The 26811-nt window shown below is 51.1% G+C and carries 25 protein-coding genes; 13 read left to right on the top strand and 12 right to left on the bottom strand.

The window, feature by feature from the left end:
* The gene (locus ACTS3T_RS07580) at positions 1–819 is read left to right on the top strand and encodes a glutamine amidotransferase-related protein (RefSeq protein WP_462934897.1); all 819 of its coding nucleotides are present in this window, start codon (positions 1–3) and stop codon (positions 817–819) included.
* A gap of 4 nt (positions 820–823) precedes the next feature.
* Here ACTS3T_RS07580 and ACTS3T_RS07575 read toward each other — a convergent pair whose 3' ends face one another.
* Complete coding sequence (locus ACTS3T_RS07575) at positions 824–1609, bottom strand: dienelactone hydrolase family protein (protein ID WP_377967468.1); 786 nt, start codon at positions 1607–1609, stop codon at positions 824–826.
* Positions 1590–1877: a hypothetical protein gene (locus tag ACTS3T_RS07570; protein ID WP_377967466.1), complete on the bottom strand. Its 288-nt coding sequence runs from the start codon at positions 1875–1877 to the stop codon at positions 1590–1592. The genes ACTS3T_RS07575 and ACTS3T_RS07570 overlap by 20 nt, the downstream gene beginning before the upstream one ends.
* Positions 1878–2244: 367 nt before the next feature.
* Here ACTS3T_RS07570 and ACTS3T_RS07565 point away from each other — a divergent pair, with 367 nt between their 5' ends.
* The 5 genes from ACTS3T_RS07565 to ACTS3T_RS07545 all read left to right on the top strand — a co-directional run bounded on the left by ACTS3T_RS07565 (position 2245) and on the right by ACTS3T_RS07545 (position 9194).
* Complete coding sequence (locus tag ACTS3T_RS07565) at positions 2245–2628, top strand: hypothetical protein (RefSeq protein ID WP_377967464.1); 384 nt, start codon at positions 2245–2247, stop codon at positions 2626–2628.
* A 274-nt stretch (positions 2629–2902) separates the two neighbouring features.
* The gene (gene argZ, locus ACTS3T_RS07560; RefSeq protein WP_377967462.1) at positions 2903–5008 is read left to right on the top strand and encodes a bifunctional arginine dihydrolase/ornithine cyclodeaminase; all 2106 of its coding nucleotides are present in this window, start codon (positions 2903–2905) and stop codon (positions 5006–5008) included.
* 290 nt (positions 5009–5298) lie between these two features.
* Positions 5299–5673, top strand: a complete 375-nt coding sequence (locus ACTS3T_RS07555) for a hypothetical protein (protein WP_377967460.1) — start codon at positions 5299–5301, stop codon at positions 5671–5673.
* A 28-nt stretch (positions 5674–5701) separates the two neighbouring features.
* Positions 5702–6538 carry a FecR family protein gene (locus tag ACTS3T_RS07550; protein ID WP_377967458.1) on the top strand — a complete coding sequence of 279 codons (837 nt, stop codon included), beginning with the start codon at positions 5702–5704 and terminating at the stop codon, positions 6536–6538.
* The gene (locus ACTS3T_RS07545) at positions 6519–9194 is read left to right on the top strand and encodes a CHASE2 domain-containing protein (RefSeq protein WP_377967456.1); all 2676 of its coding nucleotides are present in this window, start codon (positions 6519–6521) and stop codon (positions 9192–9194) included. The genes ACTS3T_RS07550 and ACTS3T_RS07545 overlap by 20 nt, the downstream gene beginning before the upstream one ends.
* Positions 9195–9218: 24 nt before the next feature.
* Here the strand turns inward: ACTS3T_RS07545 and ACTS3T_RS07540 are convergent, their stop codons facing one another.
* From ACTS3T_RS07540 to ACTS3T_RS07520, 5 genes are all read right to left on the bottom strand, one after another.
* Positions 9219–10244, bottom strand: coding sequence for an ABC transporter permease (locus tag ACTS3T_RS07540; RefSeq protein WP_377967455.1), 1026 nt, complete (start codon positions 10242–10244; stop codon positions 9219–9221).
* Positions 10244–11917, bottom strand: a complete 1674-nt coding sequence (locus ACTS3T_RS07535; RefSeq protein ID WP_377967453.1) for an ABC transporter substrate-binding protein — start codon at positions 11915–11917, stop codon at positions 10244–10246. The genes ACTS3T_RS07540 and ACTS3T_RS07535 overlap by 1 nt, the downstream gene beginning before the upstream one ends.
* Before the next feature lie 93 nt (positions 11918–12010).
* Positions 12011–12484 carry an ABA4-like family protein gene (locus tag ACTS3T_RS07530; RefSeq protein ID WP_462934896.1) on the bottom strand — a complete coding sequence of 158 codons (474 nt, stop codon included), beginning with the start codon at positions 12482–12484 and terminating at the stop codon, positions 12011–12013.
* Between the two features lie 44 nt (positions 12485–12528).
* Positions 12529–13461 carry a GTPase Era gene (gene era / locus ACTS3T_RS07525; protein ID WP_377967807.1) on the bottom strand — a complete coding sequence of 311 codons (933 nt, stop codon included), beginning with the start codon at positions 13459–13461 and terminating at the stop codon, positions 12529–12531.
* Between the two features lie 6 nt (positions 13462–13467).
* Positions 13468–13905, bottom strand: coding sequence for a secondary thiamine-phosphate synthase enzyme YjbQ (locus ACTS3T_RS07520; RefSeq protein ID WP_377967809.1), 438 nt, complete (start codon positions 13903–13905; stop codon positions 13468–13470).
* Positions 13906–14433: 528 nt separating this feature from the next.
* Here ACTS3T_RS07520 and ACTS3T_RS07515 point away from each other — a divergent pair.
* The 3 genes from ACTS3T_RS07515 to ACTS3T_RS07505 all read left to right on the top strand — a co-directional run bounded on the left by ACTS3T_RS07515 (position 14434) and on the right by ACTS3T_RS07505 (position 17817).
* Positions 14434–14964, top strand: coding sequence for a hypothetical protein (locus ACTS3T_RS07515; protein WP_377967811.1), 531 nt, complete (start codon positions 14434–14436; stop codon positions 14962–14964).
* 198 nt (positions 14965–15162) lie between these two features.
* Entirely contained in the window at positions 15163–17043 is a 1881-nt protein-coding gene (locus tag ACTS3T_RS07510; RefSeq protein WP_377967813.1) for a PhoX family protein, read from the top strand.
* 183 nt (positions 17044–17226) lie between these two features.
* Positions 17227–17817 carry a PEP-CTERM sorting domain-containing protein gene (locus ACTS3T_RS07505; protein WP_377967815.1) on the top strand — a complete coding sequence of 197 codons (591 nt, stop codon included), beginning with the start codon at positions 17227–17229 and terminating at the stop codon, positions 17815–17817.
* 225 nt (positions 17818–18042) lie between these two features.
* Here ACTS3T_RS07505 and ACTS3T_RS07500 read toward each other — a convergent pair whose 3' ends face one another.
* Both ACTS3T_RS07500 and acs read right to left on the bottom strand, forming a co-directional pair.
* Complete coding sequence (locus ACTS3T_RS07500; protein WP_377967817.1) at positions 18043–18576, bottom strand: hypothetical protein; 534 nt, start codon at positions 18574–18576, stop codon at positions 18043–18045.
* Positions 18577–18786: 210 nt separating this feature from the next.
* Positions 18787–20754 (bottom strand): acetate--CoA ligase, encoded by a 1968-nt coding sequence (gene acs, locus ACTS3T_RS07495; RefSeq protein WP_377967819.1) that lies wholly within the window; start codon positions 20752–20754, stop codon positions 18787–18789.
* Positions 20755–20927: 173 nt separating this feature from the next.
* Here acs and ACTS3T_RS07490 point away from each other — a divergent pair, with 173 nt between their 5' ends.
* The 3 genes from ACTS3T_RS07490 to ACTS3T_RS07480 all read left to right on the top strand — a co-directional run bounded on the left by ACTS3T_RS07490 (position 20928) and on the right by ACTS3T_RS07480 (position 22782).
* A complete protein-coding gene (locus ACTS3T_RS07490; RefSeq protein WP_377967821.1) occupies positions 20928–21482 on the top strand; it encodes a PadR family transcriptional regulator in 555 nt (184 codons plus the stop codon).
* A gap of 63 nt (positions 21483–21545) precedes the next feature.
* Positions 21546–22340 (top strand): E3 ubiquitin ligase family protein, encoded by a 795-nt coding sequence (locus tag ACTS3T_RS07485; RefSeq protein ID WP_377967823.1) that lies wholly within the window; start codon positions 21546–21548, stop codon positions 22338–22340.
* Between the two features lie 43 nt (positions 22341–22383).
* Positions 22384–22782, top strand: coding sequence for a hypothetical protein (locus tag ACTS3T_RS07480; protein ID WP_377967825.1), 399 nt, complete (start codon positions 22384–22386; stop codon positions 22780–22782).
* Here ACTS3T_RS07480 and purB read toward each other — a convergent pair.
* Positions 22779–24074: an adenylosuccinate lyase gene (gene purB / locus ACTS3T_RS07475; protein ID WP_377967827.1), complete on the bottom strand. Its 1296-nt coding sequence runs from the start codon at positions 24072–24074 to the stop codon at positions 22779–22781. The two genes, ACTS3T_RS07480 and purB, sit on opposite strands and share 4 nt — an antisense overlap.
* Positions 24075–24443: 369 nt before the next feature.
* On the opposite strand from purB, the gene ACTS3T_RS07470 reads away from it, so the two are divergent.
* Positions 24444–25103 (top strand): DUF1361 domain-containing protein, encoded by a 660-nt coding sequence (locus ACTS3T_RS07470; RefSeq protein ID WP_377967829.1) that lies wholly within the window; start codon positions 24444–24446, stop codon positions 25101–25103.
* Between the two features lie 7 nt (positions 25104–25110).
* On the opposite strand, the gene ACTS3T_RS07465 is transcribed toward ACTS3T_RS07470, so the two are convergent.
* Positions 25111–25287 (bottom strand): hypothetical protein, encoded by a 177-nt coding sequence (locus ACTS3T_RS07465; RefSeq protein WP_377967831.1) that lies wholly within the window; start codon positions 25285–25287, stop codon positions 25111–25113.
* A gap of 236 nt (positions 25288–25523) precedes the next feature.
* Entirely contained in the window at positions 25524–26705 is a 1182-nt protein-coding gene (locus ACTS3T_RS07460) for a tetratricopeptide repeat protein (protein WP_377967833.1), read from the bottom strand.
* Positions 26706–26811 lie beyond the last annotated feature (106 nt).

Raw genomic sequence — 26811 nt, 5'->3', positions numbered from 1 at the left:
GTGAACCGTATCAGACGTATCGGCCAGGGTTGGGAAGCAGTTGTTAGAGTAAGAAAGCGTTATTCGCTAGAGCCATTGCAAAATCAGCCTGTGAATCAAGTCTTACTCGTTGTTCACCAGGAAACCTCCAACCCTGGCCTGGTAGGACATTTTCTCAAAACAAAAGGCTATGCCTTAGATATGCGCTGTCCGGCTTTAGGGGATGAACTACCGCAAAGCCTGGAAGAACATGCTGCGGTGGTCGTTTTTGGTGGCCCCATGAGCGCCAACGACGACCATACGCTGCCGTTTATTCGGCAAGAACTCGATTGGATTGAGCAAGTCCTCGCGGCAGAGAAGCCCTTTTTGGGGATTTGTTTAGGCGCACAGCTCTTAACCCGTGTTTTGGGTGCCCAAGTTCGCAGTCATCCCCAAGCCATTCGCGAAATTGGCTACTATCCCATTACCCCTACAGCCGCTGGCAAAGAATATTTCCAAACCCCCATGCATGTCTATCACTGGCATCAAGAAGGGTTTGAAATTCCTCTGGGTGCGACCTTACTGGCTGAAGGAGAAAACTTTGCCAACCAAGCTTTCTGCTACGGTGACTTTGCCTTTGGGTTGCAGTTTCACCCCGAAATTACGGCAGAAATGATCGACCTCTGGACGACCAAAGCAGCCGACCAGCTACAACTACCGGGTGCCCAAAGCCGACAGCAGCACTTTGAACTTCACACTCACCACAGCCCCACAGTTCAAAGCTGGTTAAGCCGATTTTTGGCTCACTGGCTAGGCGAAGATCCCACCCGGCAAACGCTACGGCCTCTCTCAGCGGCTTAAAGCCTCAGGCTAAATGGGCTTGCAAAAAGGCCAGCGATCGCTGCCACGCATCGGCTGCGGCTTCAGCGCTATAGGCTTCTGGGCGAGCATCGTTGAAAAAGGCGTGTCCGGCCTCTGGGTAGATGTGGGTTTCGATCGTGCCTTGAGCCGCCTGAATGTCTGCTGTGAGCGCCTCTACGGCATCGCTAGCGACAAACTGGTCTTGCTGCCCGAAAAAGCCCAGCACTGGCCCAGAGAGTTGGGAAAAGTCAGGCTTGACGTCGGGGTGAATGCCGTAAAAATCAATAGTTGCCACAATTTCTGGGCTAAGGGTGGCGGCCAGCAACGCCAATTGCCCCCCCATACAAAAGCCCACCACCGCCAAACGCGGATGTGTCACCGCCTCATGATTCAGCAAATACTCAATCGATTGCCTCAAATCTTGAGCCGTCTGTTCGATATTGAGAGCCATCATGAGCTGTTCGGCTTGGTCAGGAGATGTTGTTTTTTGGCCGTGATAAAGGTCGGGAGCCAGCGCTACATAGCCTGCGGCAGCAAAGCGATCAGCGAGGTCGCAAATGTGAGGCACCAACCCCCACCACTCCTGAATCACAATGATGCCTGCTCCAGATCCAGCCGATGGAAGCGCTAGATATCCCAGATTTTGAATGTCAGTGCCCATAGCAAGGGTGCCAATAGAAAAATACGCATGCCCATTATTGAAGCGGCGATCGCCAGTTGCCAATCTGTCCGCTGGTGGTTTAAACCCTTGGGGCGGAGCAAAGTTTGAGTTAGGTTCGCTGGCGACCATAGTAAACAACTTCAAGATCGGCGCACCAGCTAGGGGTCGTATTTTCGTAAAGATAAACTTGCTCTACGCGGTAATAGACGCCGTCTCGAAACAGGCAATCTCCAACTCTGGGAATAATAGGATAACTAGCAAACCAAAGAGCATCTTCTTTGGGGCTGTGCTGACTGGGTACCTTGGGCGCACGATAAATAATTTGCACCGGAAAGCCCGCGCTAGAAACCGAATTTGTTGCTGCTTGTGCTACTTTTTTGCCAGAGGTTTTCTTCATGGGCATAGCCTCGTCCCCAACATTCAGCACTCAAGCATTTTTTTTGAAATTTATACTGAGTATTTATACTCAATACCCAGGTTTTTAACCGCTCGAAAATCGGGCCGATCGCGACGGGTTTGCTTTCACCTAAAGGGTTTCAGCCTGATCAATCACTTTTGAGGGAGGCAGAAACCCCAAATAAATTTAACAATTAAGCGTAAAACGTAATACCTCTCAATCTGGTAAGGTGATCTCTATGAACTTTTGCAACCGTCCGCCTTCATAGTGAAATCCTTTAACCACGCAAATCATTTTGATTTGATGTAGTTGCTGGATTGACAGGTCTACGACGGAATGAAGTGATTGATAGTGATCGAGGAGGATTATGATGCTATCTCCAATCGAGGAACCTGACGAACGATTCGCTCAACTTTCAGCTTGGGCAAATGTCGTTTTCAAAGTCGTTGGCTTCAGACTCTTACTGGGTATTGTGCTAACGCTAACGCTTTTGTTCACCAGTTGGCACTCACAACCCTTAGAAGCCACTGCCGTTACGCAGTCATCTTTGCAAATGATGACGTCTCGGCCTCAGGCTCAGGTGATGTCGGCTGCTCATTATCAGCGATCGCAGCCTCCAGCCGCTTCGGAGACTGACCCAGCTTTTGATCCCAGCGTGGCAAATCGACTCAGCCGTCAAGGGTTAAGTCATGCCGTTTTGACAGGTAATCATTTAACTCGGGCTCATCTTTTTACTGAGTTACCTCGCTGATTTTAATAGCCGATGCCTGTAGCGCTTGCTATCAGGTTAATGGCAAAAACTAGCCTTACGCTTCAGCATTCACTGGCCTGCTAACGTTAGATTTCGCTTCAATCTTATTTAGCTGAGGCAACGAGAGAAAGCTGTGAGAAAAGACTAGAATAGTGTGTTGAGTTTTCTAACCTCAGCACACTTTTGAGTTTTTAAAACAGCGTTGAGTGTTGCTCTCGCTGGTGTAGAGAATTTTTGTCCTATCTCGTGTCAGCGTTAACTGCCGACGACTATTATGACTGCTCCGATTCGCTTTCTCATGTGCGCTCCCCATCACTATGACGTAGATTACGTTATTAACCCCTGGATGGAGGGCAATGTTCACAAGTCTTCCAAAGATACCGCAGCAGAGCAGTGGCAAGGTCTGTACCAGATCATTGCTGAACACGCCACGGTCGATCTGGTCAAACCCCAACCGGGCTGGCCAGACATGGTCTTTACTGCCAATGCCGGTTTAGTATTAGGCAACACGGTCGTTTTAAGTCGATTCTTTCATCCAGAGCGACAGGGAGAAGAACCTTACTTCAAGGCGTGGTTTGAAGAGCAAGGTTTCACCGTGCATGAATTGCCTAAGGATCTGCCGTTTGAAGGGGCCGGAGATGCCCTGCTCGATCGCGAAGGTCGGATGTTATGGGCGGGTTATGGATTTCGCACCGAGCTAGATGCACACCCTTATTTAGCTAAATGGCTTGATATTGAAGTGCTTTCGCTGCGTCTAATGGACGAGCGTTTTTATCATTTAGATACGTGCTTTTGTCCGCTGACAGACGGCTATTTGCTTTACTATCCGCCCGCCTTTGATGCCTACTCTAATCGCTTGATTGAGATGCGCGTTCCGGCGGCAAAGCGAATTGCAATTGACGAATTAGATGCCGTCAACTTTGCCTGTAATGCGGTCAATATCGATCGCCTTGTGGTTTTAAACCAGGCCAGCCAAGATCTAAAGCAGCGGTTAGCGCAAGCAGGTTTTCAGGTTATTGAAACGCGGCTAAGCGAATTTCTCAAGGCTGGTGGAGCGTCTAAGTGTTTGACCTTGCGCGTTACCGAACCCGTTCAGGCTGACATTCACGCTGAAGCTGCCATTGAAAGCAAAACGTTACGGTTAGAAGGGCATTTGCTCGATTCGGGTTTGATCAACCGGGCTTTAGATTTGATTGTCGAAGGCGGCGGCAGCTTCCAGGTGCTCAAGTTTGACCTGGGTGAACAGCGGCAAAGTCCATCCGCAGCCGAGGTCAAAGTCTCTGCCCCTGACCACGGCGTCATGGAAAAGATCATGTCGCAGCTGATTGATTTGGGGGCTGTGGCTCTGCCTCAAGAAGTGCGCGACGCACAGCTAGAAGCCGTCACTCGAGCGGGTGTAGCACCGCTTGATTTCTACAGCACAACCATTTATCCCACTGAAGTCCGGGTGCAAGGGCAGTGGCAGCGCGTCCAAAACCAGCGTATGGATGGCGTGGTCGTGGTGGCGCAAACCGCCACAGGGCTGACAGCAGAATGCCGTCTGTTGCGAGACTTACAAGTTGGGGATCAGGTGGTCGTCAACATAGAGGGTATTCGCACAGTGCGTAAGGCAGATGCCAGAGAAACGCGAGGCTCGGCAGAATTTTCCTTTATGGGGGCTGGGGTTTCGAGCGAACGGCGAGTTGAACTGGTAGTTGAACAAGTCAGTTGGGAACTGCGTAAACTACGGGATCAAGGCGGACGTGTGGTGGTCGTTGCTGGGCCAGTGGTGATTCACACGGGCGGGGGAGAACATCTCTCACAGCTAATTCGAGCGGGCTATGTTCAAGCCCTATTAGGTGGCAACGCGATCGCAGTGCATGATATTGAGCAAGCGCTGATGGGGACTTCTTTAGGGGTCGATATGAACCGAGGCGTTTCTGTCAGGGGCGGTCACCGCCATCACATCAAGGCAATCAATACAATTCGTAACTGTGGCAGCATTGCCCAAGCGGTTGAGCAGGGGGTTTTGACCCAGGGCATTTTCTATGAATGTGTGCAGCACAACGTGCCTTTTTCTCTAGCGGGTTCGATTCGTGACGATGGGCCGCTCCCCGATACCCAAATGGACTTAATTCAAGCTCAGGCAGATTACGCCCGCTTGGTACAGGGGGCTGACATGATTTTGATGCTCTCGACCATGCTGCACTCCATTGGGGTAGGCAACATGACCCCTGCTGGCGTCAAGATGGTCTGCGTCGATATCAACCCAGCGGTTGTGACCAAGCTAAGCGATCGCGGTTCAGTTGAGTCTGTAGGCGTAGTCACCGACGTAGGGCTATTCCTCAGTTTGCTGGTTCAACAGCTCGATCGCCTCAACCATCCTTACTTAGTCAAATAGGCTAGCTGGCTGGTTTATTGCTACAATGCCCTGTCTTGGTGGCAGGGCTTTTTTTTGCTCGGCGTGACTGCTCGGCAAGAAAAACATATAGCTAAAAGCAAAAGGTTGAAGGCTAAGGGCAGAAGCAAAGCGTTTCTGTCAGCGGCTTTCAGCTATTTAAGCGTCTCAACACGGGTGTCTACAGCAATATCAAACAAAACGTAGAGGATATTACATTTTCCTAGAAAGCTGATGGCAGCGATCGCCACTCAGGTTAAAAAAAGGATGACGTGAACCATTTAGGTAAAAAAGTGACGAAGTATCAATCCGCTATCATAATGGCTCTATTGGGTCTAGCTGGCAGTGGGCTGAGCGCATCAGCAGACGTTGCCGACTGTCGAGCAGCCATTGGGTCTGCTCCGCTGGAGGGAACAAATGCCTCTCGTCAAGGTGAAGTCATTGTCGTCGGGCGTTTGCCTGAGCGGCACTACCTCGTTATTGTGCCAACTGACAATGTTGCTGTGCTAGCGCAAGTGCAGGCTTGTGTGCCAGGAGCTTTCATCACGCGATCGCGTTTAGGCCCCTATATTCAAGCCGGAATTTTTGAGCAACGTTTTTTGGCTGAAAATTTGTCGTCTTTGTTACGCGATGAAGGTATTCGGGCACGGGTAATTTATATTCGGTAAGCTAACTTCAATCAGGAGATAACGATAGTTGCGAAGATGGACACAGCCTTTACTGATAGCGGCAGCGGTCGGTATCACCTGCTCGGCTTCTACCAGCATTATTGCTCAGACTTTACCCGTGCGGGTCAACCGTTGGTTAGAACTCCGCCAGACCAGCGGCAGCGTCGTCTATGTACGCGGTAGCCGTACCCAGCCAGCGCGAACGGGCTTTCGCTTACAAGCGGTGGGAGATGGCCTCAGAACAGGCGCAAGAGCCAGAGCGACCCTAGCCCTCGACACGCAAATTGGCTTTGTGCAGGTTTCTGAAAATACCGACTTGCAAATTACCGAGTTGCGAACCACCCGCAACGGTGGCCGCGTGACAGAAATTACGGTTAACCGGGGGCAAGCCAGATTACAAGCTCGACCTTTTACAGTTCCAGATACCGAATTAAACATTCGCACGCCCGCAGGCGTCAGCGGTGTACGGGGCACCATTTTTGGCGTTTCTGTACAACCGGGGGGACGAACTGGGGTGGCCACCGAAGAAGGCAACGTCGAGACGTCAGCGCAAGGACAAAGCGTCAACGTGCCCGCTGGGTTTCAGTCCATGATTGTTCCTGGCGAACCCCCTACCCCACCCATGCCATTAACCAACGACCCCAGCCTCAATTTAAGTATCTTAAGAGCAGTTGACGATACAACCGTTGAAATCATTGGTCGAGTCGATCCACTAAACTTGTTACTTATAGAAGATGCCGTTCAAACACTCGATCGCAGTGGCGAGTTCAACCTTCGTTTGCCTTTGCCTGCCGATCGGCGGATCCAGGCTTTGGTAACAACGCCTTTAGGACAACAGCAAGCTTATGAGTTGGTGGTTCCGTAAACTCGGATTGCCTTTGCCTGAGTTGGGGCGACTCATGCCCGGAGCCATCATTGCCCTGGTAGTTGCCTGCTTGATGCAGCTTAAAATTTTTGACCCGATAGAGTTGCTGCTGCTGAAAACGCTGACACTATCGAGAGGGGCAACTCCTTGGGATGATCGGATTGTTCTGGTAACCGTAGACGACCAAACCTTAAACGAGCTGGGTCGGTTTCCAATTTCTCGCGCTAACTATACGCAGCTTTTGCGGCAGCTCAAACTGGCGGAAGCCAGCGTGGTAGCGTTAGATATTTTGTTGACTGATCCCAGCTCAGAAGACACCAGACTGGCAGAGACGATTTTGCAGAACGGGCAGGTCGTTTTAGCCCAAGCCTGGAGTCCGCAAGAAATACCCTTGCCGCCTACCGCTATTCTGGCGGAGTCGGCTGTGTTGACTGGCCATATTCGTCAGTTGATTGATGCCGATGGCATTACTCGTCGGGTTGAACTGGTCTATCAGGATGTGCCCGCTTTGGGGGTGGCGATCGCCCAGGTTTACAGTTTAGTAGCCGAACTGGTTACAATTCCGGATCAGCCGATGATTTGGGTCAACTGGCCGGGGCCAGTCGCCACACTGCCCAGCTATTCTCTGGTAGATGTTATTGCTGGGGAAGTGCCGCTGTCTACCTTTCAAGACAAGATTGTGCTGATCGGTATGACCGCCACTGGCGTAGACCCGCTGCTGACCCCTTTTGATCAGCTTTCTCCAGCTAGTGGCGTTCATCTCCATGCGGCTGTTGTGCATAATTTGCTCAATGAAAGCTGGTTGCGGCAGCCTAGTTCGCTTTGGGTAGGGCTGCTTTTAGTTGTTTTTGGCCCTTGGCTCAGCTGGATCCTCAGCGATCGCGCCTTAGCCACGCAGCTAATCATTTGGCTAGGGGGCAGTCTGGTTATTCTCATTCTGGCCTTTGTGGGAATGGGGTTAAACTACTGGCTACCGGCTGTAGCGCCTTTAGTCTTTTTGACCTTAGTAAGCAGTAGCGTGATTGCGCTGGATCGGTTGAGAACCAATGCTATCTTGCAAGCCCGCAGCGAGTTTCTCAGCACCATGAGCCACGAAATCCGCACCCCAATGAACGCCGTTATTGGCATGACAGAACTGCTGCTAGAAACTTCGCTCTCACCTGAACAAAAGGATCTCTCAGAAACGATTTATCACAGCGGCCAAACCTTACTGGCGCTGATTAACGACACCTTAGATCTTTCCAAAATTGAGGCAGGCAAGCTAGAGCTAGAAGAACGTCCCATTAGCCTGCGTGGCTGTATGGAGCAAAGTCTAGAGTTAGTCGGCAGTAAAGCCAACGAGAAAGGCATTGAGTTGGCCTATTTGATTGAGTCAGGGGTACCCGAAATTATTTTGGGCGACGAACTACGCATTCGCCAAATTTTGCTGAATCTTTTGAGCAATGCCATCAAATTTACCGAAATTGGGGGCGTTACGCTTAAAGCCCAGCTAACGCTAGAGTCGCATCAACCGCGATCGCGATCGCGCCAGTTGCGCCCCATCCCCCCCAAAACAGCCCAGGTCAGTCAAGGATTTACCGCCTACACTTTAACCCTTGCCGTCACTGATACGGGTATTGGCATTCCCGAAGATCGCTTAGCCAGCTTATTTAAGCCGTTTAGCCAGATAAACCAGTCAACCGCGCGGCAATATGGCGGTACAGGGTTAGGCTTGGCGATTAGTAAACATTTGGTTGAAAAAATGGGAGGGATTTTGTGGGTCAAAAGTCGCGTGGGCAAAGGCAGTACCTTTGCCTTTAAGCTGCCAGTAGTCGCTCCGCTGCGCCAACCATCGCTGCCAACCTCAGATAGACGGTTCCATCAGCAAGCACTGGTGATCGAAGCTTACGAAGCAAGACAGCAATTTTTACAGCAGCAGCTCGAAGCCTGGGGTTTTCAATCTCAAATATTTGGCTCGATAGAAACGGCTTTAGCCGATATGCAGCCCCACTCGCTGCCACAAATAGCCATCGTCAATGCGCTAACGCTAAAAACAGGCATGGCGATCGCTGATTCGTTACGTCATGCCGCTCAGCAACCAGGCTTACCCGTCATTTTGATGCTGTCGGCTTTTCAAACGCCATCCAAAAGCTTACCGGATGGCATCCTGCTTCTGCGCAAACCCATTCGCCAAACCCCTTTGCTAGAAGCTTTGCAAACTGGCCTTGCCCCCACCTTGAGCGCTCATGACAAGGTAGATCAGGCGAAGATACCTGACGCTTCAAGCGCGACGCGATCGCTCAAAATTTTGCTAGCTGAAGACAACAAAGTCAATCAAAAAGTGGCGCTGCGGATGTTAGAGCGAATTGGCTACCGGGCTGATCTAGTGGTCAACGGTCGCGATGCCGTACGAGCCGTGTCAGAGCAACCCTACGACGTGGTGCTGATGGATATGCGGATGCCTGAGCTAGACGGCCTAGAAGCCACTCGCCAGATTCGTCGCCAGCATCCGATCGATCGCCCGTGGATTGTTGCCATGACCGCCAACGCCATGGAGGAAGATCGACGAGAATGTTTAGCCGCTGGCATGAACGATTACCTCAGCAAGCCCATTCGGGTGCACGAGTTGACGCAAGCCCTTGAGCGCTGCCCCTATCCCCCCAAAGCCCCAGATTAGGGACGGTTCGCCAAGGCCATCCGACTAATAGCGAATACGCGGATCGATATAGGCATTGAGCACATCGATTAAGATGCTCATCAAAGCCACAATGGCTGCAAAAAAGACCATTAGCCCCTGGACAACCGGGTAGTCTCGCTGAGAAATAGCTTCGTAGAGGCGATTAGCCAGCCCTGGCCAGGAAAATGTCACCTCCGTCAGCACCGCCCCCCCCAGCATAGAAGCAAACGTCAGCCCCAAAATTGTAATCACCGGGATTAAGGCATTTTTGAGGGCGTGAACAACAACAATCCGGCGTTCGGGAATGCCCCTAGCTCTAGCAGCTTCAACGTAGTCTGCTCGTAGCGTCTGCTTTAGATTGACCCGCACCATCCGCTCAAAAATGCCGCTAATCAAAATCCCCAGGGTCAAACAAGGCAGCACCAGATAGTACAGCGCTGTCAAACATTGAGCCAGATTAGCGTGCAGCAAGCTATCGACCACGTACAGCCCGGTTGGCCCTGCGGGCGGAGCCATCGTCAGCGGAAAGCGCGTGCCAATGGGAAACCAGCGCAGTTGTACGGCAAACACCAGTTGCAAAATCATGCCAAACCAGTACATCGGCACGGCATAGGTAAGAATGCCAAACAGCCGTCCGCCCGCATCAATGGCAGAGTTGGGCCGAGACGCTGCGATCGCCCCTATCGTAATGCCCACCACTGCCGCCACCAGCAATCCCCCAAGGGTTAGCTCTACCGTGGCCGGAAAATGAGCCGCAATAATTTGCCAAACGGTTTGACCCTGGCTAGAAAGAGAGGTTCCCAAATCTAGCCGCAGCAAGTCACCTAGATAGCGAATATATTGCAGCCAGAGCGGCGCATCTAAGCCAAGCTGCGATCGCAGCGCCTCTTTAGCTGCTTCGGGTGCCCTTGAACCCAATAAGGCATCAATCGGATCGCCCGGTGTGGCTCGCAACAGCAAAAACACCAGTGTAATGATCGTCCAGATCATCAGCGGCGCTAGCAGCAGACGAGCCAAGACATAGTTACGAAGTGAGGCAGAACGAGACATTATTTGCTAATCTGCCACAACAAAAACTGCTGGGTGGGTTGAATTTCAGCCCCTTCAACGCTGCCTTGGGCAAAAACGTAATCTTTGTTTTGCCAGAGTGGAATATAGGGCACGTCTTCTTCTAGCAGAGTTTGCAGATCTTTGAAAATTTGGTTGCGGGCTTGGGGGTCTTGTTCGCCTCGCTGTTCACTCAGCAAGCGATTCGCCTGCTCACTAAAGTAGAACGAACCGCTGTCCTGGCTTTCACCCTTAATGCACAACGTCGTTGCTGAGCCTTCCGCACAGCTCATAAAAGGCTGAATAAAGGTATCCGCGTCGTAATAGTCGGGATACCAGTTAGCCAGCACCGTTGGGTAGACGCCTTTTTCCACATTCTCCCAAATCGTGGCTGACTCAGCGCTGTTGAGCACAACCGTCACCAAACCGGGCAGTCCCTTTTCAATTGATTCTTTTAAGGTGGTGGCGACAATGCTGCGGGTGGTTGAAGAAGAGGGGTACCAGATTTCTAAAGTAAAGGGATTGGCCTCTGAAAAGCCAGCTTCGGTCAACAGCGTTCTGGCTTTTTCAAAGTCGCCGTCACCATAGGTTGCCTTAAACACAGGCTCGTAAATATCAAAACTGGTGGGAATGAGGCTATATAACGGTTCAGCCTGCCCCTGAAAGACGCGTTGATTGATCAGTTCTCGATCGATCATGGCCGCAACGGCTTGACGCACCTTCACATCGTCAAACGGTTCAATCTTCTGGTTAAGCGTCATAAAGTTAATTACCGTGGTGCCCGCTTCTATCACCGTCCAGTCATTGCTGTCGGCTTCTCGTTCCAGGCTGGCAATTTGATCGGGATCTAGCGTTTGATAGGCGACATCTACCCCCCCAGTACGGAAGGTGTTATACAGGTTGGCGGCACTGGTAAAAATTTGAATGTCAATCCCTTCATTTGCCGGAGCCTGCCCCCAATAGTCTGGGTTGACATCGAGCTTGATCGCATCAGGGCTGAAGGCAGCTAGCTTGTAGGGGCCAGAACCCGCAAAGCTATCTGGTTGAAAGCTACCAGCCGCAATTTCATACTGGGAGGGGGGTACCGGAGTAACGCCCCAAAACGTCAAGAGAGCCGTAAAAGCGGCAAAAGGTTCTTGCAGGGTAATGGTAAGCTCGTAATCGTCGGTGGCTGCAACGGTGGCAATTTTATCGGCTAGCAAAAAGGCAGGGCGTCCGCCATTTTCCATAAAGCGCTGAATGGAAAAGGCCATGACTTCAGCGTTAAAGGGCGTACCGTCATGTAAGACGACGTCTTCCCGCAGGGGAATGGTATAGGTAAGGCCATCTTCGCTAATGTCTGGCATCTCGGTGGCTAGCTGCGGCACCAGGTCGGTTGTACCCGGTTCGTAGGTATAGAGGCGATCGCCCAGGTTATAAAGCAAAATGCCGGGAAAAATTTCGTAGGCATCAGCCGGATCTAGCGTTCTAGCCTGAAGCGTTGTCCCTATGCTTACACGGCCACCGCTTGTGGTCGTGGCCGCTGTACTCTCATCGCTGGGTGGCGAGGCCGGACTACACGCCACAATTAGCCATAAGCCAAAACTAAACAGCGCGATCGCCTGTAGCAAGACGCGCCGCGATTTTGAGAACTGAGTCCGCCAGCGTTTTCGTAAAGTTGTAGCCGCCCGCAGCATGGTTACTCCTCACAAGACAGAACCAATCCCCGCCTGATCAAAAATAGGGATCCTGCTAGTTGTACCACTGTGGCTGACTTTAGTTCAATCACATTAGCTGCCAGCCGCAACAGATTCGCTTTGATCGGGGCTACTCGATTTACCCCCCAATTTGAGCGCTAGGGTTTCAGTCAGGATGTGGCTGAGCAACCCTAGCGGCCCCGCAAAGAGGCACAGCAGCAGCGAGTGGCGAAACCAGACGTTGAGATCTAGCGATCGCAGGTAGAGCCAACGACCCACAAGCAAATCCATAACCAAAAAGTGAACCCAGCCAGCCGCCATCACTTTTTCTTGGCTAAAAAGCTGGGCTAAATCGGCCAGCTTCAGTTGCGGGTCAGAAAATGCAGCCGCAGTGTCAGGGTCGAGGCTGGTAACAAAAAAATACAGATAGACCAGCGCCAGGGCAACAAAGGGTAAATAAGAAGTCATCACCCGCCGCGTTACACCCCAGCGCGGCGCAATTAGCATCAAGCCCCAGAAGGGCAGCACAAACAGGTTGGCACCGTTAAAGATTAGGTCTAGCGTCATAAAATCAGGCTAAGCAGGGTAGGGGCTAGGTTTAAGCTTAGATCTTACTGCTCTACGCGATAGCCCAGATCAGCAAGGCGAGTGCGCGACTGTCGCCACTTCGGCTGGACTTTGACAAACAATTCCAGGTACACCTTGCCCGCAATCAATTTCTGAATCTGCTGACGCGCGGCAGTGCCAATTGTTTTCATCATGCTACCGCCTTTGCCAATCAAAATGCCTTTTTGCGACGATCGCTCTACATGCACCGTTGCCAGTACCCGCGTAATGGTTTCCTCTTCTTCCACCCGGTCAATAGAAATAGCGACCGAATGCGGTACTTCCTCACGGGTATGCTCTAAAATCTGCTCGCGAATGAGTTCTCCCATGATGAAACGCTCTGGCTGGTCAGTGACTAAATCAGGAGGATAGTAATAAGGGCCAGCCTCTAAATGATCGACCAAAAGCGTTTGCAGCGAATCCATGCCTGATCCGGTCAAGGCTGAAAATTGATGCAACGGCCACTGATGCGCCGTCGCAATCTCCTGATAGCTTTGGTTAATCTCTGCGGCAGCTTCGCCCTGCTGATCGATTTTGTTAATCCCCAAAATCACAGGCGTTTGTACCCGTGTCAGTAGCTCCACAATAAAGCGATCGCCCCGTCCGGCTGCCCCTGTACCATCGACAACCAACAACGTGGCATCTACCGAAGCGATCGCCACTTGAGCATTTTGTACCAATACCCGACCCAGCTCGTGGTGCGGTTTGTGAATGCCAGGGGTATCGACAAAAATAATTTGAGCGGTAGGGGTGGTGAGAATCCCCCGCAGACGGTTCCGCGTAGTTTGGGCGACAGGTGAGGTAATGGCAATTTTTTGACCCACCAGATAATTCATCAGGGTCGATTTGCCCACATTAGGACGACCGACAATCCCCACAAAGCCCGATCGAAATCCCGCCGGAGCCGTCGGGATCAAATTTGAGTTGAGTGCCTCCATATCGCCCTAGCTGCCTACGATGTGAACGATAACTTCTCGCTGATGAGCGCGATCGCGGTGTTCCCAGAGATAGATCCCCTGCCAGGTGCCTAACCCCAACCGTCCCTTGATAACTGGAATCTGCTCTGAAGTATGAGTCAGCGCTGTGCGAATGTGAGCAGGCATATCATCTGGGCCTTCGGTGCTGTGGCGGTAGCGACGGTTTTCAGGCACCAAATCAGCAAAAAAGTTAGCCATATCTACTAGCACATCCGGATCCGCGTTTTCCTGAATCAACAGGCTAGCAGACGTGTGACGTAAAAAGACCGTGCAAAGTCCAGTTTGTATGCCTGAGTCAGCAACGGCTGACTGCACTTTATGGGTGAAGCGCTCCAGGGATTTGCCCCGTGTTTGCAAAGTCAGAGTGGTTTGGTAATGAATCGTTTCGGTTGTCTTGGTAGCCATGCAGTTTTGTCAGGTCTCTTCTTCCAGGATAAAACAGGCACGAATGCCTCAGTCTATTCGCAGCGGCCTCAAACAAGACCGACGGCAAGACCCCAGCTAGACGACCTCAGATGGCGATCGCTGACGCTTTTATCCGGCATGACAGCCATTAGTTGAGCAGAGCGCCAACTGGATAGTTAGCGTTGAGCAGAGCGTTGGCTCCCTTTACATTTTTTAACAGCCACAGTAAAGCAGCCACCTAAAAAACGGTCAGCCCAGGGAAGGATATTTTAACTTCTAAAAGTTTTTTCGCAGGTTTTGCAACTATTGGAGATCCCTTCATTATTTATCGGGATCGTCAATAAAAAGATTTAAGGGTTTGAACCTTGATTTTAATTTTCGGTTGACCTTCTCTTAACCTGAATTTCACTTCACAGAAAGCAATTTATGAGATTCTTGGTAAGGGTATAAACACTTACAAATTTTTGCTCGTCTATGTATTTGATTAACGAGTTTTAGTGAAATTAATGTTTTTTAAGGCGTTTGACGGTGCAACCTAAAAGTTTTTTAGCCCGGAAACTGCTAACGGTTGTAGTAGCAGCCAGTTTTACCTGGATTTTGGCAGACGTGCATCAACCTGTCTGGGCAGAAACAGAAGATATTGTGATCGATATGCCTGTTTCTGGTTCAGTTTTGTATAGCACTTTGATCGAACAAGCTGAACAATTAGCCAGTGGCGAGGTCAGCCGTCAGTTTAGCCAAAACTCAGACATTTCTGAAGTAAGAGTAGTCGTCATGGGTAGCCGCTATGGCGAAATTATTCCAATTTTAGCGACGAAAGTATCTCGCAGCCAGTGGCAAGATAACCCGCAAATCACGGTCTGGACAGACTACTATAGCGCGTCCTACACGTTACTTCAGCGACATGACGAAGAAATTATCGCTTTAGCACCCGCTCGGTCTATAACGGCAAATCCGTCTGTTTCTGCGCCTACAAAACAAACAGAAATAGATGCGGCTTACGACGAAGGGCGTCTATCGGCTGAAGAAGCACAAATTTATTTAGATTATTTGGACTAAGTTAACCTAATTGACTGCAAAGGTTGAACATCAAGCAATGAACAATTGCCCCTGATTTGCAGGTTCAAATAAGTTTATGTCATGCAGACTTTCCAGAAGTAGAAACAGCTTAACGCTGTTTTTTGAGGTGGTTTAATCGCAAAGCAGGCGTTGTTGGGTGATGTTGTTAGCAACTTTTCAATTCTTAGGAGAACACCAGTGAATCACGATAACAGAATTAGCAACAAATCAAGTAATCGTACTTTTCAAGACGTTCTTCAGGCTAGACTGTCTCGTCGCGGCGTCTTGGCTCGCAGTGCAGCTTTATCGGCAACTGGCTTTTTGGCGGCTCTGGTGGGTGACAAAACTCTGGTCAAGGGTGCTGTTGCAGCCGTAACAGACTCAGCTACCACCTCTCTAGAGGGCAGCGGTACAGCGATCGCTCAAACTAGCCCCTTAATTGATTTTTCAATCGTCCCTGCGGCTGAAGGTTCAGGCCCTGTGCCCAATATTTCTTCAGACTACCAGTTTGAAGTTTTAATTCCCTGGGGCACCCCGCTTCAACCCGGTGGGCCTGAGTACAACGGCGATCCCAACTCTCGTCCAACTGCCGAAGAGCAAACCCGCCAAATCGGAATTGGCCACGATGGTATGTGGCTTTTCCCCATCGGCAGCGGCAATGACCACGGTGTCTTGGCGATCAACCACGAGTTTGGCGGCAACGATCACATTCTGGGCAAGCCTGCCCCTGAGAGCTTAGAAGATGTTCGTCTCTCTCAACACGCCCACGGCGTTAGCGTAGTCGAAATCAAAAAAGTCAGCGGCAACTGGCAAGTCGTTGCCAGCAACAAGTCTCGCCGCATCCATGTCAATACGCCTGTAACCTTTAGCGGCCCTGCTGCCAACAGTGCCCTGCTGCAAACACCCGCAGGCAACACCCCCCTTGGTACTGTTAACAACTGTGCCAATGGCTATACCCCCTGGGGCACCTATCTCACTTGTGAAGAAAACTTCAACGGTTACTTTGGGGCTACTGGCACTTGGACACCAACTGAAGCTCAAAGCCGCTACGGTTTCAGCGCGGGTGGTTTTGGCTACGGTTGGGAGAACTTTGACCCCCGCTTTGATCTCTCCAATCCTGACTATCGCAATGAAGAAAATCGCTTTGGCTGGGTAGTTGAAATTGACCCAATGGATGCGTCTCAGACCCCGGTTAAGCGTACAGCGCTAGGCCGCATCAAGCACGAAAACGCCGAATTGGTGATTGGTCGTGGCGGTCGCGCCGTCGTTTACATGGGTGATGACGAGCGCTTTGACTACATCTACAAATTTGTCTCTCAAAGCAACTGGCGTTCTATGCGGGCTCGCGGTATTAGCCCCCTCGATAGCGGTAAGCTCTATGTCGCCAAATTCAATGATGATGGCACGGGTGAATGGCTAGAACTCACCATCAATAACCCAACGCTGAAGGCTCAATTTGCGGATCAAGCAGAGATCTTGACCTACACACGCATGGCGGCGGATGCCCTGGGTGCAACCAGAATGGATCGGCCTGAGTGGATCAGCACAGCGCCTAATGGCGACGTCTTTTGTACCTTGACCAACAACAGCCGTCGTACCGTTGCTGATGCACCGAACCCGCTGGCACCAAACCCCGACGGCCACATCATCAAGTGGCGCGACAGCAACCAGTTCACTGGCCTGACGTTTACCTGGGATATTTACATCCTGGCTCAAGATACTCACGGCGCGACTGATGAAAGAACCTTCAGCAGCCCAGATGGTCTTTGGGCCGATCCCGATGGCCGACTGTTCATCGAAACCGATGGCGGTCAGCAAAAGGGACTCAACGATCAAATGCTGGTGGCTGATACGACCAACCCCAACGAAATTCGCCGTCTGTTCACTGCCGTAACTAGCTCTGAGGTAACCGGGATTACGGTCACCCCCGATCGCAAAACTATGTTCATCAACATCCAGCACCCCGGCGATGGCGATCCAAGCCTGACCAACTTCCCAGCCCCGACCGATGGGGTCACCATTCCGCGAGATGCCACCATCGTCATCACCCGCAAGAACGGCGGCATTGTCGGTTCATAACCCAACCCCGCCTCTTTGAGATAGTCGCGGTCAACTGCGCAGAGCTGGCTGGCAGGCGTTCAGCATTGAGCCTGTCAGCTCACTGCCTAAAAAATTTTTCCTCAGACGTCAAGCACTGCGTTGTCGAAAAGGGGATTTTGCTCCTCTTAGGTTTCGATTGGAAGTTAATTAGTGGATAGTTTTATGAAGCATATTGTTTTAGCGGCCACTGCGGCTCTAGGCTTAGCTGCGCTGGCAGCTCCGGCTGAAGCAGCTCTCTTTAGCTGGAATGTTGAATACACGGGCTGGTGGGAAGAAGAAGCCACCGTATCCGGCACGCTCTTTGCCGATGAGGCGTCCGCAGCAGATGGCATTCTTTCGCTTGATGAACTGACGGATTGGTCTTGGAGCTGGAGCGGCAACAGTTTTGTTCCAGCTTTTGCCATTTCTTCTAAAGATGAGGGGGCTGAAATTCAAATTTTTGACCCCAGCGCTGCAAGTGGTTTCTATGTTGATGGCACTGCGAACTTACCAGACTTGCTCGATGACCTCGATCAAGGCGTATTCGCGGCTGGAGATTTTCTGCTCGATCTAGAGTTTCTAATTGTTGAGCAGATTGATACGGGTTCTCAAGGTACCAGCGATAGCCTGGTTGCTTTTGGCGACACGAGCGCTGCGGGTACGGTAAGCGTCGCTGATCCGAAACCAGTTCCTGAACCTGCTGCTTTGTTGGGTCTGCTGGCGCTATCGGGCTTAGGAACCGCTAGCCTCAAACGTCAAAAGCAAGCAGCTTAGGTTTTACTGAGCGGTCTGCTTCAGCGGTCTGTTTGCAAATAGGGTATCAACGCGGCTGGTAAGTGTACGCTTGCCAGCTTTGCTTGTGGAGGCTACGCACCGGGCGAAATCCATAGCTGTAGTCACCCGTGTTGAGGCACTTCAATAGCTGCAAGTCGCTGACAGAACAGCTTTCCTGCTGCCCTTTATCCTCAGCCTTTTGTCTTTAGCCATAGGACGACTACTTTAATGATCGCAGCCGGGAGGCTGGGGGGCGGCTTGAGCTAGTTCAGCCGCAAAGCCTTCTGCTAGCTGAACAACTGTAAATCCTTGGCTAACGCTGCCTTGCATCGCCTGCCTGCCGTAGCCTGTCGGGTACATGTGGGCACGAATAATTAGGGTTTGCTCAGGCTGAACGGCGATCGCGCCCCCCGGTCGCCAAAAGGGTTGTTCTTCTACGTGGCTATGGGCTAGCACCCGGCGAAAAATGAGGTCGCCTTCTTCGCTGATGACTTCCCACCAGTTAGCATACTGATCGCAGCCTGTATCTGGGCTTTTTATGGTCACCGCCAAGGTATAAGCGCCTGGTTCTCCGGCTGTGGCTTCTACAGCAATGACTTCGGCAAAAGAAGCTGCTGTCGATGCCGGGGTAGAAGGGGCGATCGCCGTTGAATTTGCCTCAGATGAGAGCGGCGGGGCTTGACAACTCGTGAGGGCAAGGGCGATCGCGCTCATTGCCCCCAACCGCTGTAAACCTTTAAGGTCAGTCTGTAGCCGCATCGGTTAAAGCCTTTGCTCTTTGCTCTTTTAATCGTAAGAGAAAGGCTATTAAGCGCCACCTGATTATTAAAGAACGACCAAAAGCTTGCTCACCTGGCGGCGAACCGAGATCACCCCCTCTGCGCAACCTACCTACTGCAAAGGGGCGGTTCAACGGGAGGGAAATTGTGTATCAGGTGGGCAATGCCCACCCAACCCAGGCAGCAACGCTTAACCTTCGCGGAGTTTATCTAAAACGCTTTGATCTTCCATGGTGGAGGCATCGCCGACGAGATCTTCACCGCTAGCGAGATTGCGCAAAAAGCGGCGAATGATCTTGCCTGAGCGCGTTTTGGGGAGCGCATCGGCAAAGCGAATTTCACCCGGACGAGCGATCGCGCCAATTTCAGCAACCACGTGCTGCTTTAGCTCATTTTTTAGCTCATCGCTAGGGTTGTAGGTGCCTTCTAACGTCACAAAGGCGAAAATGTCTTCCCCTTTAATTTCGTCTTTTCGACCCACGACAGCCGCCTCTGCCACAGCCGGATGCGACACCAAAGCCGACTCAACTTCCATCGTGCCTAGGCGGTGCCCGGAAACGTTGATGACATCATCAACCCGACCCATCACCCAAAAATAGCCATCTTCGTCTTTACGGGCACCGTCTCCGGCAAAGTAGACGTACTGGCCATCTTTGGGCGGAATATGCTCCCAATAAGTACGGCGGAAGCGATCGTCATCGCCATAGACCGTCCGCATCATACTGGGCCAGGGATGCTGAATCACCAGGTACCCCCCTTCGTTGGTTCCCACCGGGTTGCCTTCTAAATCCACCACATCCGCCAAAATGCCCGGAAAGGGTTTAGTTGCTGAACCCGGTTTGGTCGGCGTAGCCCCAGGCAGCGGCGTTAGCATAAAGCCCCCCGTTTCGGTTTGCCACCAGGTATCAACAATCGGGCACTTGCCCCCGCCAATAACGGAGTGATACCACATCCACGCTTCTGGGTTGATGGGTTCGCCCACGGTACCTAACAGCCGCAGCGAAGAAAGGTCACGCGCTTTGGGAATGTCATCTCCCATTTTGATGAAAGCCCGAATGGCCGTAGGTGCCGTGTAGAAAATATTGACTCCGTATTTTTCGACTACATCCCAAAAACAGCCTGGATTTGAAGGCCGGGGTACCCCTTCGTACATTAGGCTAGTTGCCCCATTCGAGAGCGGCCCGTAAACAATGTAGCTATGCCCTGTAATCCAGCCGACATCAGCTGTACACCAGTAAACATCGGTGTCTTTAATATCAAAGGCCCACTTCAGCGTCATGTGGGTGTAAAGGTTGTAGCCGCCAGTGGTGTGAACAACCCCTTTGGGTTTGCCCGTGGTACCGCTGGTGTAGAGGATAAACAGCATATCCTCCGCGTCCATTTCTTCGGCAGGGCAGTCGGCAGAAGCTTCAACCTGTCGTTCGTGCCACCAATGATCTCGACCGGGTTCCATATGCACCGTTTGCTGGGTACGCTGCACAACCAGCACGTTTTCTACGCTGGGGACGCTGTTGTTAGCGATCGCCGCATCAACGGCGGCTTTGAGCGGAATAGTTTTGTCTTTGCGAAAGCCGCCATCAGCCGTAATCACCAGCTTGGCAGTGGCGTCGTTAAGCCGATCTTTGAGGGCTTCGGCGCTAAAGCCCCCAAAGACGACAGTATGAGGGGCACCAATGCGGGCACAGGCTAGCATGGCGATCGCCGCTTCTGGCACCATGGGCATGTATAGCCCGACGCGATCGCCTTTTTTCACTCCCAGGCTTTTGATCACGTTAGCCATCTGACAAACTTCACGGTGAAGCTGCGCGTAGGTTAGCGTTCGAGAATCGCCAGGTTCGCCTTCCCAAATCAGCGCTGCTTTATTTCGTCGCCAGGTGGTTAAATGGCGATCAAGGCAGTTATAAGAAATATTTAGCTTGCCGCCGACAAACCACTTGGCAAACGGCGGCTGCCAGTCAAGCACTTGATCCCACTTTTTGAACCAGTGCAGTTCTTGCTCGGCTAGCTCAGCCCAAAAAGCTTGGGGATCGGCAGCGGCTTTGTCGTAGAGAGCCTGATAGTCGGCCATGCTTTTGATGTGGGCAGACTGCGAAAAAGCTTCGGGGGGATGAAAGAGCCGCTTTTCTTGGAGAACGGATTCTATAGTGGGTTGTGACATAGTGATCGATTCAATCCTTTGGATCGGGTCGTTTAGACTGCTTTCAAAACCATACTTTTTTTAGCCGCTGCTACAGCAGAGACTTTGGGTTCTTTAATGTTCCGTCGGCATAACTGTGCTTTATTCTAAAAAGTGCATATTCACAATTGTTCACCCGTTCCCTGTCAACGCCAATGGCTCTGGCTCACGCAATTTTAGTGGCGCTTCTGGATCGGCCCTGTAGCGGCTACGATTTAGCCAAGCGCTTTAGCAACTCTGTCGGCTTTTTTTGGGATGCCAGTCATCAGCAAATTTACCGCGAACTTTCTAAGTTAGAAGCCCAAAACTATCTGACCAGTGAAAAAGTTTTGCAAGACACCCGCCCCAACAAAAAGCTATATGCCGTCACCGAAGCAGGCAAACTGTTTCTCAAAGACTGGATGGCTGAGCCGACCGCGCTCAATCCGGTTAAAGATGACCTGCTGGTTAAAATTTTTGGCGGCTATCTGGTTCCGGTCGAGATCATCGTCAGCGATCTGTTGACCCATCGCCAACAACATCAGGCTCGCTTAGACGAATATCGCACGATTGAAAAACAGTTTTTCCCAGAACGGGAACGACTGTCGCCCGTGGCTCGCTTTCAGTACCTAACGCTGCGTAACGGCATTCGCTATGAGCAAAGCTGGTTAGCCTGGTGTGAAGAAGCGATCGCTTATTTGCAACCCTCAAAGTTACAGAACTCAAAGTAGTTGCTCAAGCCCAGCGGGTAATCTGGTAGCAGCTATAAATATCGCATGTTGAGGGGAGACGCCATGAACGCTTGGATAGTAATCGGTATTATTTTGCTGATTGTTGGCCTCACCCTCTTTTTTGTGCGGCGCAATCAGCAGGCGCGAGCCTTTAGCCTTAAGTCGGCGCGACGAGTGACCGTGGCAGAGCTAGGCAACACCGCCCAAGCGATCGCCGATGAAATTGGCGGCGGCAACTGGCGAGACTACGTCAAGCTTTGGGGTGAAATTGAAGTGGCACAACCGCTGATTTCCGAGCTGAAGCAAGTTCCCTGTGTGTATTACAGCTTCAAGGTGCAGCGCGAATACGAAGAAACGGTTACCGAAAAAGACGCTGAGGGCAACACCACCCACAAAACAGAGCAACGTTCTGAAACGGTGGCCAGCAACCAGCAATCGACCCTTTTTTATCTGCAGGATGAAACTGGCAAAATTTGGGTAGACCCGAATGAAGCAGCGATCGAAGCCGTACAGGTTCTCAATGAGTTTCGACCGGGCGATCCGGCGGCGGGGATGTTGCAAATGGGGCGCTTTTCTTTAACGTTGGGAAACAGCCATCGCCGCACGGTAGGCTATCGCTACACGGAGTCGGTGCTACCTATTGATCGCAAAGTTTTGGTGGTAGGAGAAGTCAGCGACCATACGGGCACGCTCACCCTTTGTCGGCCAACAGCGACGAAGAAGAAATACATTATTTCCCTCAAAACCGATGAAGTGCTAACGGCCAATGCCGACCAGGGAGCTAAGAACGCAGCAATTGCCATGTTCATTTGCCTGGGTTTAGGAATCCTGTTAATTCTGGTGGGTATTCTGCTTTAAATTTACCTTTGGCGATCGCTGCCAAGATTTATCTCCAAAGCTTATGTCACCGCCACCGCCGCCAGCCACCTCTGGCCTTCCTGCTGTTCCCGACGATGCAACCATTCAGGATATTTTGGGCGTTGCCATCTTCGACATGAATGGCTTACCGCGAGAGTATTACGTCACGCCATCTAATACAGAAACGAGCTGGGTGCAAACCGTTTTTCAAGCCTTGGGGCTTAAATCTTTGCTGACGGCTTCGCTGCGGTTAGAAGGCTTTCAGCATATTGTGATTCACACAGCCGAACACGCAGCCGTGGTGATTCGTCAGAAAAACTGCTACACCGCCCTGTTGATGCGAGGGCTAGCATCAGAAGCCATTACCGAAACTTTTGTCGATTGGGTTAGGCAGTTTGAGGCTGAAACACTGCGTAACAGCCCTTATTTTCGGGCAGCTTAAATGCCCAATCGCTGATAGACCTCATCTAGGTTGCGCAAGTGATGCTGGGGGTCAAAGCAGGCAGCGATCGCCTCAGGAGTTAGCTGCTCTTTCACGTCAGGATGATTGGCAATTAGCTGATGAAAGTCACCCCCTGGCTTGTTCCAGGCTTCGTGGGCGCAGGTTTGCACAATTTTGTAAGCGGCTTCGCGCGACAGCCCTTGATCGACTAGCGCCAGCAAAACCCGCTGGCTAAAGACAACGCCGCCATACAGGTTCATATTGCGCTGCATGTTGTCGGGATAGACCAGCAAATGCTTGATCAAATCCGTCGCTTCTACCAGCATAAAGTGAATCAAAATGCAGGTATCAGGAAAAATCACGCGTTCGACAGAGCTGTGGGAGATATCGCGCTCATGCCAAAGGGCTACGTTTTCTAAAGCGGCGATCGCATGGCCGCGAATGATTCGCGCTAAGCCCGTCAGCCGTTCAGAGCGAATGGGGTTGCGTTTGTGGGGCATAGCCGAAGACCCTTTTTGCCCTTTAGCAAAAAATTCTTCAACCTCTAGCACGTCGGTGCGCTGCAAATTGCGGATTTCGACGGCAAAGCGCTCTAGCGAGGCGGCCAGCAGCGCCATCGCCTGCATAAAGTCGGCATGAATGTCGCGGGCAATCACCTGAGTAGAGGCGGTATCGGGTCTTAAACCCAGCTTTTGACAAGCGATCGCTTCGATTTTGGGGTCAATATTGGCGTAGGTACCGACGGCTCCTGAAATCTGCCCAACCGCAATTTGATCTTGTAAACGATTTAAGCGATCGCGGTGGCGCATCATTTCAGCCAGCCAGCCAGCCAGCTTAAACCCAAAGGTAATAGGTTCAGCATGAATGCCGTGCGATCGCCCAATCATCACCGTGTCGCGATGCTGCTGAGCTTTATAGCGAATGGCTTGAATTAGATTTTCGACCTGGGTGAGAATAATTTGCAAACTGTCGCGTAGCTGGAGCGAAAGCGCCGTATCGATCATGTCTGAGCTGGTCATGCCCAGATGAATGTATCGCCCAGCTTCGCCCACATACTCATTGACGTTGGTTAAAAAAGCAATGACATCGTGACGCACCTCAGCCTCAATTTCCAAGACACGCTGAGGGTCAAAATCAGCTTTAGCCTTGATTTCCTCAACGGCTGCTTGAGGAATGTAACCCAATTCTGCCTGGGCTTCACAAACGGCAATCTCGACCTGAAGCCAGGTTTTCATCTTGTAGGTGTCGGTCCAGAGATCGCCCATTTCGGGCAGGGTATAGCGCTCAATCAAGGCAGTGTCGAAGAATACAACCGCTCTATTTTACCTGGCGAACCCCCATTCAGCGCAGAAATTCTGCTGGAGTTAAAGCAGTCCTCAAAGAACGCTAGCCATTGCTGAAATTGAAAACCCTAAGGGGATGTTTGAACAGATATTTGCTGCGGTTTAGATCCCTCTACTACCTTAAAAAGGGGGACTTCCGAGCCGATTCGCCGTTTTCAAGGTATAGAGGGGATCGATGAGTGCCTAAAAGCACAACCACTGGCTTTTCAAACCCCCTCTAAAGAACCTAATCTCGCTGTAGATCTTAACCTTTGCGGAACTATCGGGTCGGGGGCTGTAGTCAATGGGAAACAGTCCGTTTTATCGAGGCGATCGCAAATGACATCCGCTTGGTATTGGTTAGCTTCCGCCTTTGAGGCAGCTCACAACAACATGCGGTTTATGGCCTGGAACTCTTTTTTAGCTCTAATTCCGCTTTTTCTTAGCGTGTGGCTATTTCGGCGTCGCCGCTTAAAGTCAATTGCATGGGTTATTGGGTTGATCACTTTCATCGCTTTTTTACCCAATGCCCCCTATGTTTTGACCGATATTATCCATCTGGTTCACGACATTCGCTATGGCTATTCCATCTGGATTATTGCTTTGGTTTTAGTGCCGCAGTACCTCTTGTTTATGTTTATTGGCTTTCAAGCCTACGTGATTTCTTTAATTAATTTGGGCTACTTTTTACGGCTACGAGGGTTGGGACGCTACCTTTTGCCCACCGAGCTGTTTATTCACATGCTATCGGCAGTAGGCATTTATTTGGGGCGGTTTCATCGCTTTAACAGTTGGGACATTCTTACCCAACCCGAACCCTTGATTAGTAGCCTCTGGCACACTTTATTAGCTCAACGACCAGCAGCTATCATGCTGATCACCTTTGGGGTAATTAGCGTTCTTTACTGGCTACTCAAGCAGGTGACATTGGCCTTAGCAATGTACCTGAAAGTTTCACGACAGGCTAAATCTGAGATATTAATGCTAGGTGGAGATTGAATTTGCTCTAATCGGCTGTTCGCTGAGGGGTGTCTTTGCCAACTTGCTGCATTAAAGTCCACGATCCCCAAGCAAAAGTGTAGGCTAATAGAATGCTGCCAGTAACGGTTATGACCGCAAAAGGCGACAGCATTGCAATTAGGACAGCGCTTAAAAGTAAGAGGGACAGCAGTGACTTGTCCATGTGATATCCTCAGCAGTTTTGGGGATTTTCACCTCTATTATTACAAAGGCAATGAGACTTCAACGGTAAACCTGAGAGGCTGGTACGTAACGTCTAAATTCGCAATACTTTGTTGCAAGAACCAGCAGCACTATCAAAAGTTCCGTAGTGAAATTGCCTTTAGATCTATCTTAGGTTTGATGATTTTTTCACAGATTTTAGCTGAGCCAATTTGTTAACCCAATGTCATGCCTCCCTTAGATCTCTGAGGGGCTAGACGGTAAGCGGATGAGAAAAGTTGGGGCAGACTGAAAGGCTAAAAAAGCGGGTTCTTGCTGAGCTTTTGTCCGGTAAAGGGAGGGCGCTAAGGCGATCGCCCGTCTGAGGTGTTCTGCGGCCCAACCGCTATTGCCCAGTTTGGCATAACAATAAGCCTGCTGATAGAAAGCAAAAGCAATATCAGGTTCAATGGCCAGGGCTTTGTTATAACTGTCGATCGCGCTTTGATAATCGCCCTTTTGCTGTAAAACCAGCCCCAACGCCAACCAGGCAGGGTAATAATAAGCCTGCCGTTTTAAGGATTGAACCAGACAGTTTTGAGCCGCCTTGAAATGACCCAGCGTACCTAAGATCAACCCTCGCTGATACTCGCTATAAAAAAAATCAGGCTCTAAGCGTTGAGCCTGATCTAACTCGCTAAGAGCCTGCTGTAGCCGTCCTAAGCGGCGGAGCACATAGCTACGGGCGACGTAAACTCGAGGATTGTTACGAACGAGACGCAGCGATTGATCAAAACTGTTGAGTGCTGCTTCGTACTGAGCGCAACGCACTTGTAAATAGCCTAAACAGTTCCAAATTTTGCTGTTATCTGGCTGGCAAAAAGCCGCTTGCACCAAACTGGCAAGCGCCTCAGAGATTTGTCCTAAGCGCACCAGGGTTTTGCCGCGATAGTACCAAAGCGAAGCCGTTTGCGGAGCTAGGGCGATCGCCTGCTGATAGCAAGCTAACGCCGCTGCATAGTGCTGGCGACGATGTAAAAGCCGTCCTTTGCCAGTAAGCGCTTCAATGTTATTGGGCGATCGCGCTAGGGCTTGTTCTAAACTGGCGATCGCTTCTGCTTCGCGACCTAGCTGAGCCAGCGCCACGCCGTAGTTGTACCAAACGGTGGCGTCTTGATCATTGAGTTCCAGCGTGATCTGGTAGCTGTTAACGGCTTCTGGGTAGCGACCGAGCAAACAAAACAAATAGCTTTGATAATTCCAGGCAGCATAGGGTGGCTGTGGCTGCTGTAGCCAGTTTTGACAGCGCAGCAGTTCTTGCTCTAGCGTCGAGCGATCGCGCGAGGAAGGGTCTATTCGCTCGGTTGCCTGCAAACGCTCACTACCGGACTGGGGCATTGAGGGAGTCCCCCCGTAAGTCGCTACTGTTTCTTTCTGCAAAACTGGGGTCGAGCAGGAAGATAATTTCCCAATCTGCGGCAGATTTCAGCGCTCAAAGCTGGCAAACCAGCCAATGAAGCTAGGATGATGAAAACTGATTTGCAGC

The organism is Almyronema sp. (assembly GCF_052168255.1).
Lineage (GTDB): Bacteria > Cyanobacteriota > Cyanobacteriia > Phormidesmidales > Phormidesmidaceae > Sphaerothrix > Sphaerothrix epifaneia.
The sequence above is the reverse complement of the archived record's forward strand: the minus strand, read 5'-3'. Positions and strand labels throughout refer to the sequence as shown.